The 15,250-nt window shown below is 62.6% G+C and carries 17 protein-coding genes; 15 read left to right on the top strand and 2 right to left on the bottom strand.

The genetic code is table 11. The features are described from left to right. The 14 genes from AAG799_RS08920 to AAG799_RS08985 all read left to right on the top strand — a co-directional run. Window positions 1–258 (top strand): hypothetical protein (locus AAG799_RS08920; protein ID WP_341895474.1); only part of this gene is annotated, 258 nt, incomplete at its 5' end. Window positions 259–282: 24 nt separating this feature from the next. Continuing rightward, window positions 283–2,130, top strand: coding sequence for a hypothetical protein (locus tag AAG799_RS08925; RefSeq protein WP_341895475.1), 1,848 nt, complete (start codon window positions 283–285; stop codon window positions 2,128–2,130). Between the two features lie 12 nt (window positions 2,131–2,142). Then, entirely contained in the window at window positions 2,143–3,105 is a 963-nt protein-coding gene (locus tag AAG799_RS08930) for a hypothetical protein (RefSeq protein ID WP_341895476.1), read from the top strand. Window positions 3,106–3,128: 23 nt separating this feature from the next. Then, a complete protein-coding gene (locus AAG799_RS08935) occupies window positions 3,129–4,469 on the top strand; it encodes a radical SAM protein (protein ID WP_341895477.1) in 1,341 nt (446 codons plus the stop codon). Beyond that, window positions 4,466–5,665 (top strand): hypothetical protein, encoded by a 1,200-nt coding sequence (locus AAG799_RS08940; RefSeq protein WP_341895478.1) that lies wholly within the window; start codon window positions 4,466–4,468, stop codon window positions 5,663–5,665. Before AAG799_RS08935 ends, AAG799_RS08940 begins: the two co-directional genes overlap by 4 nt. 77 nt (window positions 5,666–5,742) lie before the next feature. Next, complete coding sequence (locus tag AAG799_RS08945) at window positions 5,743–6,039, top strand: hypothetical protein (protein ID WP_341895479.1); 297 nt, start codon at window positions 5,743–5,745, stop codon at window positions 6,037–6,039. Further along, the gene (gene terL / locus AAG799_RS08950) at window positions 6,036–7,559 is read left to right on the top strand and encodes a phage terminase large subunit (RefSeq protein WP_341895480.1); all 1,524 of its coding nucleotides are present in this window, start codon (window positions 6,036–6,038) and stop codon (window positions 7,557–7,559) included. The genes AAG799_RS08945 and terL overlap by 4 nt, the downstream gene beginning before the upstream one ends. Window positions 7,560–7,568: 9 nt before the next feature. After that, complete coding sequence (locus tag AAG799_RS08955; protein WP_341895481.1) at window positions 7,569–7,865, top strand: hypothetical protein; 297 nt, start codon at window positions 7,569–7,571, stop codon at window positions 7,863–7,865. A 27-nt stretch (window positions 7,866–7,892) separates the two neighbouring features. Next, complete coding sequence (locus AAG799_RS08960; RefSeq protein ID WP_341895482.1) at window positions 7,893–8,336, top strand: cell wall hydrolase; 444 nt, start codon at window positions 7,893–7,895, stop codon at window positions 8,334–8,336. Between the two features lie 12 nt (window positions 8,337–8,348). Next, window positions 8,349–8,753 (top strand): 3TM-type holin, encoded by a 405-nt coding sequence (locus AAG799_RS08965; protein WP_341895483.1) that lies wholly within the window; start codon window positions 8,349–8,351, stop codon window positions 8,751–8,753. A 49-nt stretch (window positions 8,754–8,802) separates the two neighbouring features. After that, on the top strand, window positions 8,803–9,249 hold the full coding sequence (locus tag AAG799_RS08970) for a hypothetical protein (RefSeq protein ID WP_341895484.1): 447 nt from the start codon (window positions 8,803–8,805) through the stop codon (window positions 9,247–9,249). Window positions 9,250–9,321: 72 nt separating this feature from the next. Then, complete coding sequence (locus AAG799_RS08975) at window positions 9,322–9,669, top strand: DUF952 domain-containing protein (protein WP_341895485.1); 348 nt, start codon at window positions 9,322–9,324, stop codon at window positions 9,667–9,669. Next, window positions 9,666–10,298: a hypothetical protein gene (locus AAG799_RS08980; protein WP_341895486.1), complete on the top strand. Its 633-nt coding sequence runs from the start codon at window positions 9,666–9,668 to the stop codon at window positions 10,296–10,298. The genes AAG799_RS08975 and AAG799_RS08980 overlap by 4 nt, the downstream gene beginning before the upstream one ends. Next, complete coding sequence (locus tag AAG799_RS08985) at window positions 10,295–11,341, top strand: quinone-dependent dihydroorotate dehydrogenase (RefSeq protein ID WP_341895487.1); 1,047 nt, start codon at window positions 10,295–10,297, stop codon at window positions 11,339–11,341. Before AAG799_RS08980 ends, AAG799_RS08985 begins: the two co-directional genes overlap by 4 nt. A 150-nt stretch (window positions 11,342–11,491) precedes the next feature. Here AAG799_RS08985 and AAG799_RS08990 read toward each other — a convergent pair whose 3' ends face one another. Next, window positions 11,492–12,340 (bottom strand): fumarylacetoacetate hydrolase family protein, encoded by an 849-nt coding sequence (locus AAG799_RS08990; protein ID WP_341895488.1) that lies wholly within the window; start codon window positions 12,338–12,340, stop codon window positions 11,492–11,494. A gap of 143 nt (window positions 12,341–12,483) precedes the next feature. Between AAG799_RS08990 and AAG799_RS08995 the strand changes: the two genes are divergently transcribed. Then, window positions 12,484–14,313: an ABC transporter ATP-binding protein/permease gene (locus AAG799_RS08995; protein WP_341895489.1), complete on the top strand. Its 1,830-nt coding sequence runs from the start codon at window positions 12,484–12,486 to the stop codon at window positions 14,311–14,313. Here AAG799_RS08995 and AAG799_RS09000 read toward each other — a convergent pair. Further along, window positions 14,310–15,248, bottom strand: a complete 939-nt coding sequence (locus AAG799_RS09000; RefSeq protein WP_341895490.1) for a pyridoxamine 5'-phosphate oxidase family protein — start codon at window positions 15,246–15,248, stop codon at window positions 14,310–14,312. The genes AAG799_RS08995 and AAG799_RS09000 overlap by 4 nt on opposite strands. Between the last annotated feature and the right edge of the window lie 2 nt (window positions 15,249–15,250).

A 15,250-nucleotide genomic window follows, 5' to 3' on the forward strand; every position in this document is an offset into this window, starting at 1 on the left:
CGCGCGGCTTTTGCCGGTGCAGGTGTCAGCAGCGATGGGTCCGGCGATGCCGTGTTCGATAACCTGCTGTCGCAAAGCGAACGTGAAAAGCAGGATATCGACGACAAGATCGATCGCAGCATTCGCAGCCTGCAGGACAGCATGCAGCTCAACCTGCTCAAAAACTCATCCAAATCAGATTCATTTGCCAATGCGGCGTCAATTGCCAAATCCGGCGCCAGCATCATCAGCAGCGGCCGTCAGGCCGGCTGGTTCTAGCCATCACTATCGCGGAGACAGGATATGACAGCATCTTCCCTCACGCCACGCGTGCAGCACATCGCCACCGGTGTGGAGCAGAGTTTCGGTTTTCTTTTCCCGGTCAGCACACCGGCCGAGCTGCATGTCTGGATCGACGATGCGGTGCGCACCGATTTCACCGCCACCTTGACCCCGGCTGGTGGCGGCTCTGTTGCCTTTGCTGCGAATCCGCCTGCCCCAGGTCAGCGCGTCACCATTGCACGCATTCTTGGCCTCGGTGGCGGCGCGCAGTTCTCTGAAGGCGGCGTGTTGCGTGCCGAGGCACTGAATGCCGAATTCGAACGGCTGACGCGGTTGATCCAGCAGGTCGACGAAAAAGCGGCCCGCGCGGTGCGACTGTCGCCGGAGGCCGATTTCAAAGGCGTGCCAGCCTTCACCATTGCGCCCGGCGCGCGGGCCAATCGTGTGCTGGGCTTCGATGCGCAGGGCCAGCCGACATTGATCGGCGAAGGTACGATTCCTGCCGGTCCGGTCGGGCCGCGCGGTCCACAGGGCGATATCGGTCCGATCGGACCGCAAGGTGCAACCGGACCGCAGGGCACGCAGGGCGCTGGCGGTCCGCCGGGTCCGCAGGGCGATCCTGGTCCACCCGGCCCGTATGGTCCGCAGGGTCCGCAGGGCATAGCGGGCCTGCAGGGCCCGGCCGGCATCCAGGGCAGTCAGGGGGAGGCGGGACAGTCTTTCACGCCGGATGATGTCGGCACGTATGCGCAGCGCAGCAGCCATGACACCGCCGCTGCCGGTTTTGCGTTTCTCGCTGCCGATGTCGGGCAGCTGTTCTTCAAGCTGAGCGCCACCGCGGGCGACTGGTCGGATGGAATTTATTTTGGTCGCGGCGAAGCCGGTCCGATCGGTCCGCAGGGTATCCAGGGGCTTCAGGGGCCGACAGGACCGCAGGGTATCCAGGGGCCTGTCGGTGCCACCGGTGCCCAGGGTCCGCGCGGCCTCACCTGGCGTGGCGGCTGGCTGGCAGCAACCGCTTATGCCGTCGATGACGCCGTGCAGGCCGATGGCAGCAGCTACATCTGCATCGATGCAGTCAGCAGCATCGTGGCGCCGCCGGAGGATGCAGCACATTGGTCGCTGTTGTCAGCCCATGGACTGCAAGGAGATCCGGGTCCGCAGGGGGCAACAGGTTTGGCCGGTCCCACCGGCCCACAGGGTCCGCTGGGCGAGACCGGTCCGCAGGGTCCGGCGGGCCCGCAAGGTGCGCCGGGTCAGGATGGCGCGCCAGGTATCGGTGTGCCGCAGGGAGGCAGTACGGGCCAGCTGTTGGCCAAGGCCTCGTCGAGTGATGGCGATGTGATCTGGCAGACTCCGCCGGATGACTTTGTCGCCAGAAGTGGCGACACGATGACCGGGCCGCTGATCGTGCCGAGCATCCAAAGTGCCGGCACCACGCCGCTTGCCACCGGGTTCCTGCTTGCGGGCGGCCAGGATATCGGCGATGCGATTCTGCATCGAACCCGGGAAACGCTGTATCTCGAACAGCAGGTTGCCAACTGCGCCGGCACCATTCCGAATGGCAATTGCCAGAGCAACACGGCATGGAGCATGCCCAATGCCAACTGGTGGAGCTGGGGCCTCGGATTATCCTACGTCAACCCGGGCTATGACTTTGCTGGTGGCTCAGCCACGACAAATCAGCCGCTCAGCCAGACCAACGAGCGGATCTACGGATCCTATTATTTTCTGCGAACAGAGGTTGGCTTCGACGTGCAGCGTCGCGACTGGAAGAACTGCAACTGCGGTCCAACCAACTGTTATTCAAACTGCAACTGTAACTGCAATTGCAATTGCGATTGTGCAAATTGCTGGAATTGTAAGTGAGCGGAGGACGCAATGAGCTCTTACTTTCCCAAACGCCACTTTCTCTGGGGTGGTCTATCACTGCCATTTGTCGTAGAGGCAAAGATCGGAAAAACACAAATAACTTTGCGAACGTGGATACTCTCTGAAAACGCCCCTATTGCGTCGGTTATTCCTGTTTCGGATGCAATTGATTTGTACAACAAACACGTGGAGCCATTTGAAATAGACTCAGATACGAATGGGCTGAAAGAGTCTGGAGATAGCTATTGGATTCCGGTCGAAGCCTTAGGAGGAAGGTATACCGGTAATGTGAGGGACAGTAATTTATATCTGAAACCAGTTAGCCAAATTGGTTTTGCAATTAATAATTTAGTTGTTGGCTCATCAGCTTGGTCTGATTTTGCCATTTGGTCATTCAATGCTAAGCGTGATGGCTCGTTGTCAATGCCGTTTAACCGGCATGTATTAACCCATTCAAGCAAGCAGCACCGCAATTTTCTTATGATGTCTCGCCGCGAGACGAATCTAATGCAGATATATGTTCCATTTGCAAAATTAGATTTTAGCGATTGCACGTTCGTATTGAGATACAACGGAAATTTCGGATGCATTCATAATTTTGAAAACTATAAGACAGTGTCTGTAATTAAATCATTGGTCGGTTCACAAGGATTAGAGAGCTCTTATGGCCTAAAGGCTCTTCTTCCATCGCTACGCCTTTCCGGTCCCGATTCTATCACTGCCGATGCGAAGGCGGACTATGCCATCGAGCTGTATAGCAAGAATACCGACGCTCTTGTCGATGATGTGACGGTCCGCGTTTATCTTGAAGCGAATGCCGGCTACCTGCCGTATCGGCAGGTCGAGATCAAGAATGGCATTGCGACATTTCCATTTTGTGCATTCGGGCTCAGTCCTGGTGATCGGGTCAAGTTGAAAGTCGGCTGGCGCCATTACAGCGGCGCCGACGAAAAGATCATCACCATTATCTGATCTCTTCTGCCCAGGAGTGCAGCATGCTGCCGCTTTATCGTCTGGCCCTGGCGGGACCGCAGGGTCATCGCCGCATTGCCCTGTGGTCGCCGCAGGAGTCGCGACTCTGCTGGGAGGATGGCACCCCGCTTGATCTCAGCGGTGTTGGCTCAAGCTATGCAGCATCACAGGTCTGGGCACCGGCCTATCCGGTCAGCCCGGCGACACCTGCGGGCAAGCGGCGTGCCGTTCGTGTGCTGAAGATACAGCTTGGGCTGAAATGCAACTACAGCTGCCAGTATTGCAGCCAGGCGCACCAGCCGCATGACAGCCAGGGTGATCCCGCCGATGTCGAGAATTTCCTCGCCAAGCTGCCGGATTGGCTCGAGGGCGAGCCGCAACGGATCGAATTCTGGGGTGGGGAGCCGTTTGCCTACTGGAAGACGCTGAAGCCCCTGGCCGAGGCACTGCGCACACGCTTTCCACAGAGCAGCTTCGGCATTGTCAGCAACGGCTCGCTGTTGGACGAAGACAAGATCGACTGGCTGGACCGTCTCGGCTTCGGCATTGGCATCAGCCATGACGGACCGGCGATGAAATATCGCGGCCCGGATCCGCTGGAAGACGAACATAAGCGCGCCGCATTGCGGTTGTTGTTCGACCGTTTCGCGCCACAGGGTCGCATGAGCTTCAATGCCGTGCTGCACCGGCGCAACATGTCACTGACGGCGGTGCGGCGTCATATCGCGGCGAAACTTGGCGTGCCGGAGCACAGCATTCCGATGGCCACCGAAGAGGTCATGCTGCCGTATGACGATGGCGGTCTGCGGCTGTCGTTGCGCAGCGAGCGCGATGGTCGTGCTTTTCTCGAGTCTGTGTTCTGGGAGGCTGTGCGTGGTGAATCCATGGCAGTGAACACCATCCGCGAAAAGATCACCGGCTTTTTCCGCCAGCTGGCCGAGGGCAAGCCGGCGGTGGCGCTGGGCCAGAAATGCGGCATGGACGACCCGGGGCGGCTGGCCGTTGACCTCAAGGGCAATGCCCTGACCTGCCAGAATATGTCGGCCGATACCAAGCATCGCATCGGCCATGTCGAGGCCATACAGGATATCCGCCTCGACACCGCCTATCACTGGTCGGTGCGCGAGGAATGCCGCAGCTGTCCGGTGCTGCCGCTCTGCCAGGGCGCCTGCCTGTTCCTCGAGAACGATCTCTGGACGCAGGCCTGCGACAACAGTTATTGGCACAATCTCGCGGTCTTCGCAGCAGCACTTTACTGGCTGACCCGGCTCGTGCTGGTGGAGATCGACGGCCCGCCGCGGCGTGATGGTCTGCCGCAGGTCATGACGGTGATTGATCCCCTCAGCCTGGAGACGGCAGCATGAAGCGCGCCCTGCTTCTGCTCGCCGCCCCGAGCCGCGAGAGTCAGGACAAGGCTGCGCATTTCTCCGTCGCCGCCGAAAAGCTTGGCCTAAGCTCGCGCACGATCATTGCCAACCATGTCGATCATGCCATGGCGGCAGCCGGCCAGGATGACCCGCTATTCGTGCTGTCCTGCAGCGATGCGCTGGCGGTGGCGGCCGCCATGTTGAACGAGCGCGGTCGCAGCGGTGGCCTGTCGGCAGCGTTGACGGCGCATCTGGTCGACAAGGCCACCGGTATCCCCGCGCTCAGCCGCGTGCTTGACCTGCCGTTGTTGCCGCAATGTCTGCCTTTGACCGCTGCGGACATCCGCAATTGGACCTATGCCGGCGCCATCATCGTCAAGCCGACGCGTTCGGCGGGCAGCTGGTCGCCGCGCCCCTGGGGCTATCGTCGCTTCCCGACGGCGCCGGCGTTTCTGCACTGGCTGGAACAGGAAGGCCATGCCGAAAGCTTTTTTGCCGAGCAGCGCTGTCCCACGCCACTTGGTCCGGCCGTACTGCAGGCTGCGCTTGACAGCGATCGCGTTGAAAGCGCGACGCTGATGCTGACGCCGACACGCGCTCATATCCTTTACCAAGGCTATGGCGATTTCGAGCCGGACACCATGACTCATGGCGACCGGCGCTGGCGCCGCAGTGGCTATCATGACGGTGCCGCGGCCGTACTGGCCGACCGCCTGCCGCGGATAGAGCTGATGCGGCGGCAGATGCCCGGTTGGGGCCGCACCTTATTAAACGTACAGGGTATCAGAGGCCCGGAAGGATTTCATCTCACCGATGTCAACATCCGTATCACCACGGGTTGGGACTGGGTGATGGGCTGTGCGGACCCGGATTGGCACACGCATATGCTGGCTGCCTTGCTGTTCGATACACCCTTCGAGCGCGCCATGCCGGCAGCGGCGATGGCTGTCGACCTGCTGCATGGCGAGCCGCTACGACAGATTGCCATGATCGAGCATCCGGCATTGCCGTCGCATATCCTGCCGCTGCGCCTGACGGCGGCCGACTGTGCGTCTGCAGCCCAGGGTTTCGACAAGGCCGGTGTCGCGCCTGGCTTCATCACTTTGGCCAGCGATAGTGCCACCTGTGTCGCACGCGCCGAGGCCTTCCGCTCCGGCATCCGCGTGAGTTATGCGGCAGAGGCCGCTGCATGACTGTTCCCCTGCCCCTGAGTGATTGCGCCACCGTTCTGCTGCTGTTTGCCACCCTGCTGGTGCATTGGGAGTAAGCCATGACTGCCAACAATCCCGACCTGCGCTTCCGCGAGATTGCGACGCGCAAACTCGATGCCGTGCTCGATCTCTATGACGGTCTGCCAGTCGAGGCAGAGGTGTCAAAAGATGACCGTGCGCTGGGCCTGCGCCATGCCACCGGCAAGACGCTGCTGACCCATATCGCCCTGCTGCGCAAGCTGCTGGGTCATGATCGTGCCATTGCAGGAGAAACGGTCGGCGATGAAATCGATGCCGACGGCCTGCAGGCGATGATCGCGGCGGCCAGGACGCCCCTGGATGAGCGACCGGAATGAGTGAGTTCGAACCGCGCCCGGTGCTGCCACCGAGCCTGGCCGCCGGCATTTCCTTTGCCGATTTCGTGCAGATCTGGAACCGGCGCCAGCGTCTCGACACGCCAGCGCTGCATGCCGAGATCATCGCCTGGCTCGAGCGCTGCTGGCTGGAGGGCGAACGCGAGCTGCTGCTGCTGGTGTTCCGCGATGCCGGCAAGTCGACTCTGGTCGGGCTGTTTGCCGCCTGGCTTCTGCTGCGCGATCCCAACCTGCGCATCCTGGTACTGGCCGCCGAGCAGACGCTGGCGCGCAAGATGGTGCGCAATGTCAAGCGCATCATCGAGCGCCATCCCTTCACCCGTGGTCTGAAGCCGCCGGCGCGCGACCAGTGGGCGGCCGAGCAGTTCACCGTCAACCGCACGGCGGAATGGCGCGACCCCTCCATGCTGGCACGGGGCCTGAGCGGCAACATCACCGGCTGCCGTGCCGATATCGTCTTCTGCGACGATGTCGAGGTGCCGGCCACCAGCGACACGCCGCAGAAGCGCGAAGACCTGCGTGCACGCCTCGCCGAGATCGATTACGTACTGGTGCCCGACGGCACCCAGCTCTATGCCGGCACGCCGCACAGCTATTACTCGATCTACGCACTGGTGCCGCGCCGCGAGATCGGCGAGAGCGCGCCGTTCCTCGCCGGCTTCCATCGCCTCGAACTGCCGGTACTGGACGAGAATGACAACAGCCGCTGGCCCGAGCGTTTTCCGCGCGAACGGCTCGACAGCATCCGCCGCCGCACCGGGCCGGCGCGCTTTGCCGCACAGATGCTGCTGCAGCCGACCTCTACCGAGGATGCCCGGCTCGATCCCGGCCGTATCCCGCTGTATGACGGTGCGCTGCAGGTCGAACATCTGAGCGGCGACCGCATGCTGCTGCAGATCGAGGGCAAGCGCATGGTCTCGGTCAGCTGCTGGTGGGATCCGGCCTTCGGCGCGCCGCGCAATGGCGATGGCAGTGTGATTGCCGCCGTCTTCGGCGATGCCGAAGGCGGCTACTGGCTGCACGGCATCCGCTGGCTCGAACAGGATGCGGCCAGCAGCAGCGATGCCGCCAGCCAGCTCTGCGCCCAGGCAGCCAAGTTCATCAAGGCCCTGCATCTGCCGGCGGTGCGGCTGGAAACCAATGGCATCGGCAAATTCCTGCCCGGCCTGCTGCGCCGTGCCCTGGTGGAAGCCGATTGCGGCGCCGGCGTGATCGAATGCAACAGCCGCAAGTCAAAGTCCGTGCGCATTCTGGAGGCCTTTGATGTCGTGCTCGCTGCCGGTGCCCTGCAGGCGCACAAGAGCGTAGCCGATACTCCTTTTTTTGCCGAGATGCGCGAATGGCGGCCCGATGGCCGCAGTCGGGACGACGGCCTGGATGCCGTTTCCGGTTGTCTGCTCAGCGAACCGGTGCGCTTCGGCCTGCTGCCGGCACGGCCGGGCCTGCCCGACTGGCGTAGCGGCGCGGCGCAGCATCAGGCCCAGACTGATTTCGAACTCTAGGAGGTTCGCATGAATACCCAGATCGCGATTGACCTGATGTGGTGGCTCAGTGCTGTCGAATTGCCGGCGCTTGGCGGCCTGTTCTGGCTGACCCAGCAGCAGCGCGAGCGGCTCGAACAGGCCATGCACCAGATGCAGACCGAGCATCGCGCAGCGATCAGTGCGACACGCGCGGCGCTGTCGGATTTCAAGCTCGATGTCGCGCAGCGTTATGCCTCCATCGCCTATCTGAAGGATGTCGAGACGCGCCTGACCGAACACCTGCTGCGCATCGAGGCCAAGCTCGATCAGCCGGTGCGCGTTTGACTGAACGGATTTTCAACGGAGGGCGCCATGCGTATCGATAATTTTTCCGGCCGGGCTGCCGGCTATGGCGACCGCGCCTTCGCGCTGGATGTGCTGGCCCGTACACTCTGGGGCGAGGCCAGGGGGGAGGGCCGCGATGGCATGCGCGGCGTGGCCTCGGTGATCTGCAACCGCGCCTCCCGGCCCGGCTGGTGGGGCCGCAGCATTGCCGAGGTCTGTCTCAAGCCCTGGCAGTTTTCCTGCTGGCTGGAGTCCGATCCCAACCGCGTCAAGTTGTTGGCAGTCGATGGCCGCGACCGCGCCTATGCCACCGCGCTGTCGGTCGCCACCGATGCGCTCGCCGGCATCCTGCCCGACTACACCTTCGGCGCCACGCATTATCACGCGCTTGATTGCGCGCCGGACTGGGCCAGGGGCCGCACACCCTGCGCGGTGATCGGCCAGCATGCCTTCTACAACGATATCGACTAGGGAGAGCCAACCATGCTCGACAAGCTGCTGGTTGCCAATATCGCCTCACCCATTGAGGCGATCGGGAATGTCTTCGATAAACTCTTCACCTCCGATGCCGAGCGCGCCCAGGCCGAGGCGGTGCTGGAAAAGCTGCGTCAGCATCCGGCCGAACTGCAGGTCGAGCTGAACAAGATCGAGGCGGCGCACCGCTCGGTGTTTGTTGCCGGCTGGCGCCCGGCGGTGGGCTGGATCTGTGCCGCCGGCGTCGGCTGGGCCTATCTCGGTCATCCGCTGTTCCTCTGGGCGGCGGCACTGTGGTCGCCCGGCCTCAAGCCGCCGGAAATCCATACCGACAGCCTGTTCGAACTGGTGCTGGCCATGCTTGGCATGGCCGGGCTGCGCAGCTTCGAGAAGACGGCGGGGAAGACGAGATGATTCGAGTCGTATAAGCTATGACACCGGTACGACAGGATAGTCAGGAATCATGCAGCATATACTGATCATTGTGGCCGCTTTGCTAATGCCGTTTACAGCTCTTGCAGCCGACTTTCAATATTCGAACATGTTAGGGAAATGGGTCGTGCGTGGGGTGCGCCTGGTCGACGAAAGCGGCGTTCAGGCCCTGCTGCCAAATGACGCTCAATATATGGGAGCGGTTATAGAGTTTCGGGGAGATGGTATCAGCTGGATAAAAGGCACTAAGTCGCGACCGCTGCCAGTTCTTTCTTTCTTCAATTGCACTCAGCCACCAAAGTTAGCCTCGTTGCATCGGATCGAGCGCGATGAGTATGCCTATCGTGTCGATGGAGGTTACAAAGTGATGTGCGGAAGTCGATGGGACGTACCTGTTTTATTGCCCGTCGATTCTTCAACAGTCCTTCTTTATTGGTACGATGGTGGAATTCTATTGTTGAGGCGCAACAAGCAATGATTTCCTTTAGTTCCCAAGGCTCGGCAGGCCGGAAAATTCCGGCTCCGATAAAAGCGTGATATGCCTAAAATCATGACCGTGATCTACCGCATCATCTCGGAAACCGACTGGGCAGCGGCGCAGGCCGCCGGCGCCTTCAGCGGCACAGCCCATGACCTCCGCGACGGTTTCATTCATTTCTCCACTGCGAAGCAGGCCGCCGAGACCGCCGCCAGGCATTATGCCGGCAAGACCGACCTGCTGCTGCTGTTCGTGCGCGATGATGATCTGATGTCCCCGCTGAAATGGGAAAAGTCCCGCAACGACGATCTCTTCCCGCATCTCTATGGCGTTCTGCCGGTGACGGCCGTGTATCGCGTCGAAACGCTGCCGCTCGACAGCGCAACCGGCCGCCATATCTTCCCGGGAGACATGGCGTGAGCAGTACAGGCTTCATCCGCGACCCCCATTGGGCGCGCCCGCTGATTTCCTACACGGTGATGAACCTGCTTGATGACGTATCGCGCGAACAGAGCGTGCAGACGGTCCGGCAGGTCGCCGCCATCGCCGGTTCGCCCGACCATCTGCTGGTGGCGCCGGCTGAGACCTTCCATCTCTCGCTCTATGCCATCGCGCCGGTGCGGTCGGAGTTCGACAAGGATGCCTGGTGGGCGATCCATGGCGATCTGGCACTTTCGGTCTTCCGCCGCTGGTGTGATACGCAGGTTGCCACCACGCTGCGCTTCCGCCAGCTGCGTGCGACCTCCACCGCGATCATCGCCATGGCCGAGCCTGACGAGGCGGTCTGGACGCTCCGCCGCATGATGGAGGCGGAAGTGCCGCAGCCACCGGGCGGCACGCCGGATTACGACATGATCCACATGACGCTGGCGCGCTATGCCCGTCCGGAGGATTTCCCGGCCGATTTCGCGGCGCAGGTCGCGGCCCTGCCGTTGCGGATCGATGCGCCGCTGCATCAGGCCAGCCTGATGCGCGAAACCGCCTATCCTCTGCTCGCCGGCGCGCCGGTCGAAACGCGGGCGCTGAAAGCTCCGGAGACCGTTCGATGAGCCTCTATCGCAATCTGGTTTTTCCGCTGGTGCGCAATATCGATGCCGAGACCGCGCATCGCCTGACACTGAAGCTGCTGCGCCATGCCCCCCTGCCACCGGCCTGCACCGACGAGGCGCTGCTGGCAACCACGCTGTTCGGCAAACGGCTGCCCAATCCGGTCGGGCTGGCCGCCGGTTTTGACAAGAATGCCGAAGTGCCCGATGCCATGCTGCGGCTCGGCTTCGGCTTCGTCGAGATCGGCGGTGTGACGCCGAAGCCGCAGCCGGGCAATCCGCGCCCGCGCGTGTTCCGCCTGCCCGAAGACCGCGCGGTGATCAACCGCATGGGTTTCAACAACGATGGGCTGGAGGCTGCCGCGCGGCGGCTTGAGGCGCGCAAGGGCCGGCCTGGCATCGTCGGCGCCAATCTGGGTGCCAACAAGGACAGCGCCGACCGCCCCGGCGATTACGCGATATCGTATGAGCGCCTGGCGCCGCTGGTCGATTTCGCCGTCGTCAATGTGTCCTCGCCCAACACGCCGGGCCTGCGGAACCTTCAGGGGCGCGAGGAATTGGCTGCATTACTGGCGCGTCTGCAGCCACTGCATGACCGGCTGAAGACGCCGCTGCTGGTCAAGATCGCGCCCGACCTCGCCGATGAAGACATCCAGGCGGTGGCTGAACTGGCATTGCAATTCCGCCTCGATGGCATCGTCGCCACCAACACCACGATTGCCCGGCCGCATAGCCTGCGCAGCGGCAATGCGAAGGAAACTGGCGGCCTGTCGGGCCAGCCATTGTTTGAGCATTCGACGGCGGTGCTGAAACAGCTGTATGGCTTTGTCGGGGGGCGGATTCCGCTGATCGGTGTCGGCGGCATTGCGTCCGGGGCGCAGGCCTATGCCAAGATCCGCGCCGGCGCCGCGGCTGTGCAGCTCTATTCGGCGCTGGTCTATGAAGGCCCCGGCCTGGTCGGCCGCATCAAGCGCGAGCTGGCGGCTTTGCTGAAGCGGGATGGCTTCAGCAGCGTGGCCGATGCGGTCGGCAAGGATGTGAAATAAACATTGGCTGTCACCCCGGGCTTGACCCGGGGTCCCATTTGCTTCGTGCCATCAAAATGGGATGCCCGCTTTCGCGGGCATGACGGTAAAAAAGAAAGCGGCGCCGTTTCCAGCGCCGCCCTGTCGGATTTCAGACTGGAAGTGGCCGCCTTACCCGTTCTTCACCGGGTTGCGCAGCAGGCCGACCTTCTCGATCTCGATCTCGATGATGTCGCCATCCTTCATGTAGACCGGCGGGTTGCGCTTGGTGCCGACGCCGCCGGGCGTGCCGGTGGCGATCACATCGCCGGGCTGCAGCGGCGTGAAGGTGGTCACATACTTGATGATCTTGCGGATGTTAAAGGTCATCAGTTCGGTGTTGGAGGACTGCATCACCTGGCCGTTCAGGCGGCTCTGGATTGCGAGCGCCTGGGCATCGGGGATTTCGTCCGCCGTCACCATCCACGGGCCGAAGCCGCCGGTGGCGTTGAAGTTCTTGCCCGGGGTGAACTGGCCGGTATGGGTCTGCCAGTCGCGCACCGAGCCGTCGTTGTAGCAGCTGTAGCCGGCGACGATGCTGAAGGCATCGTCTTCCGACACCTTGTAGCCGGTCTTGCCGATGATCACGGCCAGTTCGGCTTCGTAATCCAGCTTGTCGGATTCGGCAGGCTTCAGCAGGGGCTGGTCATGGGCAACCTGGCTTTCCGGGAAGCGCACGAAAATGGTGGGATGGCCCGGCGGTTCGCGGCCCATCTCGCGGCGGTGTTCGTCATAATTGACGCCGACGCAGACGATCTTGCCCGGATTGGGGATAACCGGCAGCAAAGTCGTACCCTTGTAGGGCAGGTCAGCAGCCGCACCCTTGGCCGCAGCTTCCACCTCGGCGAGCGCGCCGGCCTTCAGCACCGCAACCAGATCGGGGTATTTGGCGCCCAGTTTGGCGCCCATATCGACAATGCCATCGCCAACGACGACACCATACGAGCTCTTGCCATTGCGGACGAAGCTCACCACTTTCATCAGACTGCTCCCTGCCGGAAAAAGAAAATTCAGTATAGTTTGGGGGCCAAACGATACGCTCGGGGCGGTCTGCAAACAAGCATCGACCCGGCAAGCACCAAACGTCCCGCCAGTCTAGTCCAGCCCCGCAGGCCCGCCCAGCCATGACCACCTTGAGAAAATCGCTAGCCAGCTTGCTGATTCCGCGACTCTGGCCCACCGGCCGTCCCGACCTGCGGCGCCGGGTGGTGATCGCCTTCGTCTTCCTGATGCTGGCCAAGCTGGTCAATGTCACCGTGCCGTATTTCTTCAAGCAGGCGCTCGATCTGCTCGACCAGGGCATCGCGCTGGACCAATTGGTGATAGGTGCGGTGCTCGGCCTGGTGCTGGCCTATGGCATCGCCCGCATGCTGGCGCAGGGCTTTGGCGAATTGCGCGACGCGGTGTTTGCCAAGGTGGCGCAGGCCGCCATCCGCAACCTGGCGCTGGAAACCTTCAACCACCTGCATGCGCTGTCCTTGCGTTTTCATCTGGAACGCCAGACTGGCGGCCTGTCCCGCGTGATTGAACGCGGCACCAAGGGCATCCAGTTCGTGCTGCAGTTCATGACCTTCAACATCGTGCCGACGCTGGTGGAGATCGCACTCGTCGGTGGCGTGTTGTGGTGGATGTATGGCTGGACCTTTGCCGTCATCACGGTTGCCACCATCGGCGGCTATATCCTCTACACGCTGGCGATCACCGAATGGCGCACCAAATACCGCCGCCAGATGAACGACGAGGATACGCGCGCCAATACGCGGGCCATCGACAGCCTGCTGAACTATGAAACCGTGAAGTATTTCACCAACGAGGCCCATGAGGCCGATCGCTACGACGATGCGATGATGCGCTACGAGCGCGCCGCGGTGAAAAGCCAGACCACGCTGGCCTATCTCAATCTCGGCCAGGGCGCCATCATTGCCGTCGGCCTGATCGCGGTGATGAGCCTTGCCGTGCTGGGCGTGCGCGACAAGACCATGACGCTGGGCGATCTCGTCGTGGTCAATGCCTATCTGATCCAGCTCTACCTACCGCTGAATTTCCTCGGCTTCGCCTATCGTGAGATCAAGCAGGGCCTGATCGACATGGAGGCAATGTTCAAGCTGCTGGACGTGCCGCAGGAAATCCAGGACAAGCCCGCGGCACCGGCGCTGGTCTGCGAACGCGGCGAGGTCGAATTCTCCGATGTGCGCTTCGCCTATGATCCGCGCCGCGAGATTCTGTCAGGCGTCAGCTTCCGCATCGCGCCCGGTGCCAAGGTGGCGGTGGTGGGGTCTTCGGGCGCCGGCAAGTCGACGCTGTCGCGCCTGCTCTATCGCTTCTACGACATCCAGGGCGGCGCCATTACAATCGACGGTCAGGATATCCGCGATGTCACGCAACTGTCCTTGCGCCAGTGCATCGGCATCGTGCCGCAGGATACCGTGCTGTTCAACGACACGATTCTTTACAACATCCGCTATGGCCGCGTCGGTGCCTCGGATGCCGATGTGGCCGAAGCGGCACGGCTGGCGCAGCTCGATCACCTGATCTCCCGCCTGCCAGACGGCATGCAGACCATGGTGGGTGAGCGCGGCCTGAAACTGTCAGGCGGCGAAAAGCAGCGCGTGGCGATTGCCCGCGCATTGCTGAAGAACCCGAAGATCATGGTGTTCGACGAGGCGACTTCGGCGCTCGATACCCATACCGAACGCGAGATCCAGGCGGCTCTTGCGGCCGCGGCCGAAGGCTGCACCACGCTAGTTATCGCTCATCGGCTCTCCACCGTGGTGGATGCCGACGAGATCATCGTGCTGGAGGAGGGCCGCATCGCCGAACGCGGCCGTCACCATGCCCTGCTGGCCCAGGATGGGCTCTATGCGGCGCTGTGGCAGAAGCAGCAGCAGGCGCGCGAAGAGGAAGAAAAGGTCACCGGCGAGACGGTGGCCGTGCTGTCGGCGGCGGGGGATTAGCCGGCCGCCCAGCTGCCCGTTTCGATCAGCTGCGGCGCATAGGCCGGTTCGCTCCAGCGCAGCGGCAGCCCGCCCTCGATGATCTGGCCGCATTCCATCCGCAGCCGCAGCAGGCGCTGTGCACCCTCGAAGGCCTCCACCTCCGGCCCGTCCCAGATGATCTCGGCGGTGGCGGTCAGCTGCAGCAGGTCGCCGGTGGCGTAATCCACCACCAGGAGGCCGGCACGCGGGTTGAGCGCGATATTGCCCAGCGTGTTGAAGAAATTGTTGCCGCGGAAATCCGGCAGGGTCAGCACGGTGGCGCCCTCGCGCTGCTCTACCTTGACGAAGCCGGGTTTGCCGCCGCGATGCGAGACATCGACGCCTTCATTGGCCGCATGGGTGGCGATGAAAACGGTATCGGCACTGTTCAGCATCGCCGTGGCGCGCGGCGACAGCTGCGCCACTTCCATCTGGCGCGGTGGCGTGCCGAGCGCGCCGACCAGGCGCGGCGCGCGGGCCTGGATATATTGCGGGCAGTTGCCGAAGCTCTGTTCGACATGCACCGTAAAACCACTCTCATCCAGCGCGCTGACGCGGCCATTCATCCGATTGCGGCGCCGGGTTTCGGGCTGCAGGCCGAGGATGCCCAGCGGCGCGTCCAGTGCCAGATGGCGCTCCAGCGGATCGCCGGCGATCGGCTTTGCGGCAATATGCAATGTCACCGGGTCGGGCGACAGCACGAAGCCGGGCCGGCCGGCCAGCATCGAGGCCCAGGGCCGGCCGCACTCGTCCACGCTGCCGACGACGAGCGTCGGCAGCAGGGCGAAGAAATCGCGATGCTGGTCGGGCATGTGGTCGCGCAGCACCACATCGGCAACCTTCTGCATGCGCTGCTGCAGCACCGGGCTCACCCGCCGCTGCAGTGCCTGTTCGCCTTCGTGAAAGCGGCCCATGT

Origin of the sequence: Ferrovibrio terrae (assembly GCF_943371255.1) — a bacterium.
In the GTDB taxonomy this organism is placed as follows: domain Bacteria; phylum Pseudomonadota; class Alphaproteobacteria; order Ferrovibrionales; family Ferrovibrionaceae; genus Ferrovibrio; species Ferrovibrio terrae_B.

What these genes read in the sequence shown, in the direction of transcription:
- AAG799_RS08925 (WP_341895475.1), top strand. Translation starts at nt 283, where the DNA reads ATGACAGCATCTTCCCTCACGCCACGCGTGCAGCACATCGCCACCGGT.
- AAG799_RS08930 (WP_341895476.1), top strand. Translation starts at nt 2,143, where the DNA reads ATGAGCTCTTACTTTCCCAAACGCCACTTTCTCTGGGGTGGTCTATCA.
- AAG799_RS08935 (WP_341895477.1), top strand. Translation starts at nt 3,129, where the DNA reads ATGCTGCCGCTTTATCGTCTGGCCCTGGCGGGACCGCAGGGTCATCGC.
- AAG799_RS08940 (WP_341895478.1), top strand. Translation starts at nt 4,466, where the DNA reads ATGAAGCGCGCCCTGCTTCTGCTCGCCGCCCCGAGCCGCGAGAGTCAG.
- AAG799_RS08945 (WP_341895479.1), top strand. Translation starts at nt 5,743, where the DNA reads ATGACTGCCAACAATCCCGACCTGCGCTTCCGCGAGATTGCGACGCGC.
- terL (WP_341895480.1), top strand. Translation starts at nt 6,036, where the DNA reads ATGAGTGAGTTCGAACCGCGCCCGGTGCTGCCACCGAGCCTGGCCGCC.
- AAG799_RS08955 (WP_341895481.1), top strand. Translation starts at nt 7,569, where the DNA reads ATGAATACCCAGATCGCGATTGACCTGATGTGGTGGCTCAGTGCTGTC.
- AAG799_RS08960 (WP_341895482.1), top strand. Translation starts at nt 7,893, where the DNA reads ATGCGTATCGATAATTTTTCCGGCCGGGCTGCCGGCTATGGCGACCGC.
- AAG799_RS08965 (WP_341895483.1), top strand. Translation starts at nt 8,349, where the DNA reads ATGCTCGACAAGCTGCTGGTTGCCAATATCGCCTCACCCATTGAGGCG.
- AAG799_RS08970 (WP_341895484.1), top strand. Translation starts at nt 8,803, where the DNA reads ATGCAGCATATACTGATCATTGTGGCCGCTTTGCTAATGCCGTTTACA.
- AAG799_RS08975 (WP_341895485.1), top strand. Translation starts at nt 9,322, where the DNA reads ATGACCGTGATCTACCGCATCATCTCGGAAACCGACTGGGCAGCGGCG.
- AAG799_RS08985 (WP_341895487.1), top strand. Translation starts at nt 10,295, where the DNA reads ATGAGCCTCTATCGCAATCTGGTTTTTCCGCTGGTGCGCAATATCGAT.
- AAG799_RS08990 (WP_341895488.1), bottom strand. Translation starts at nt 12,340, where the DNA reads ATGAAAGTGGTGAGCTTCGTCCGCAATGGCAAGAGCTCGTATGGTGTC.
- AAG799_RS08995 (WP_341895489.1), top strand. Translation starts at nt 12,484, where the DNA reads ATGACCACCTTGAGAAAATCGCTAGCCAGCTTGCTGATTCCGCGACTC.
- AAG799_RS09000 (WP_341895490.1), bottom strand. Translation starts at nt 15,248, where the DNA reads ATGGGCCGCTTTCACGAAGGCGAACAGGCACTGCAGCGGCGGGTGAGC.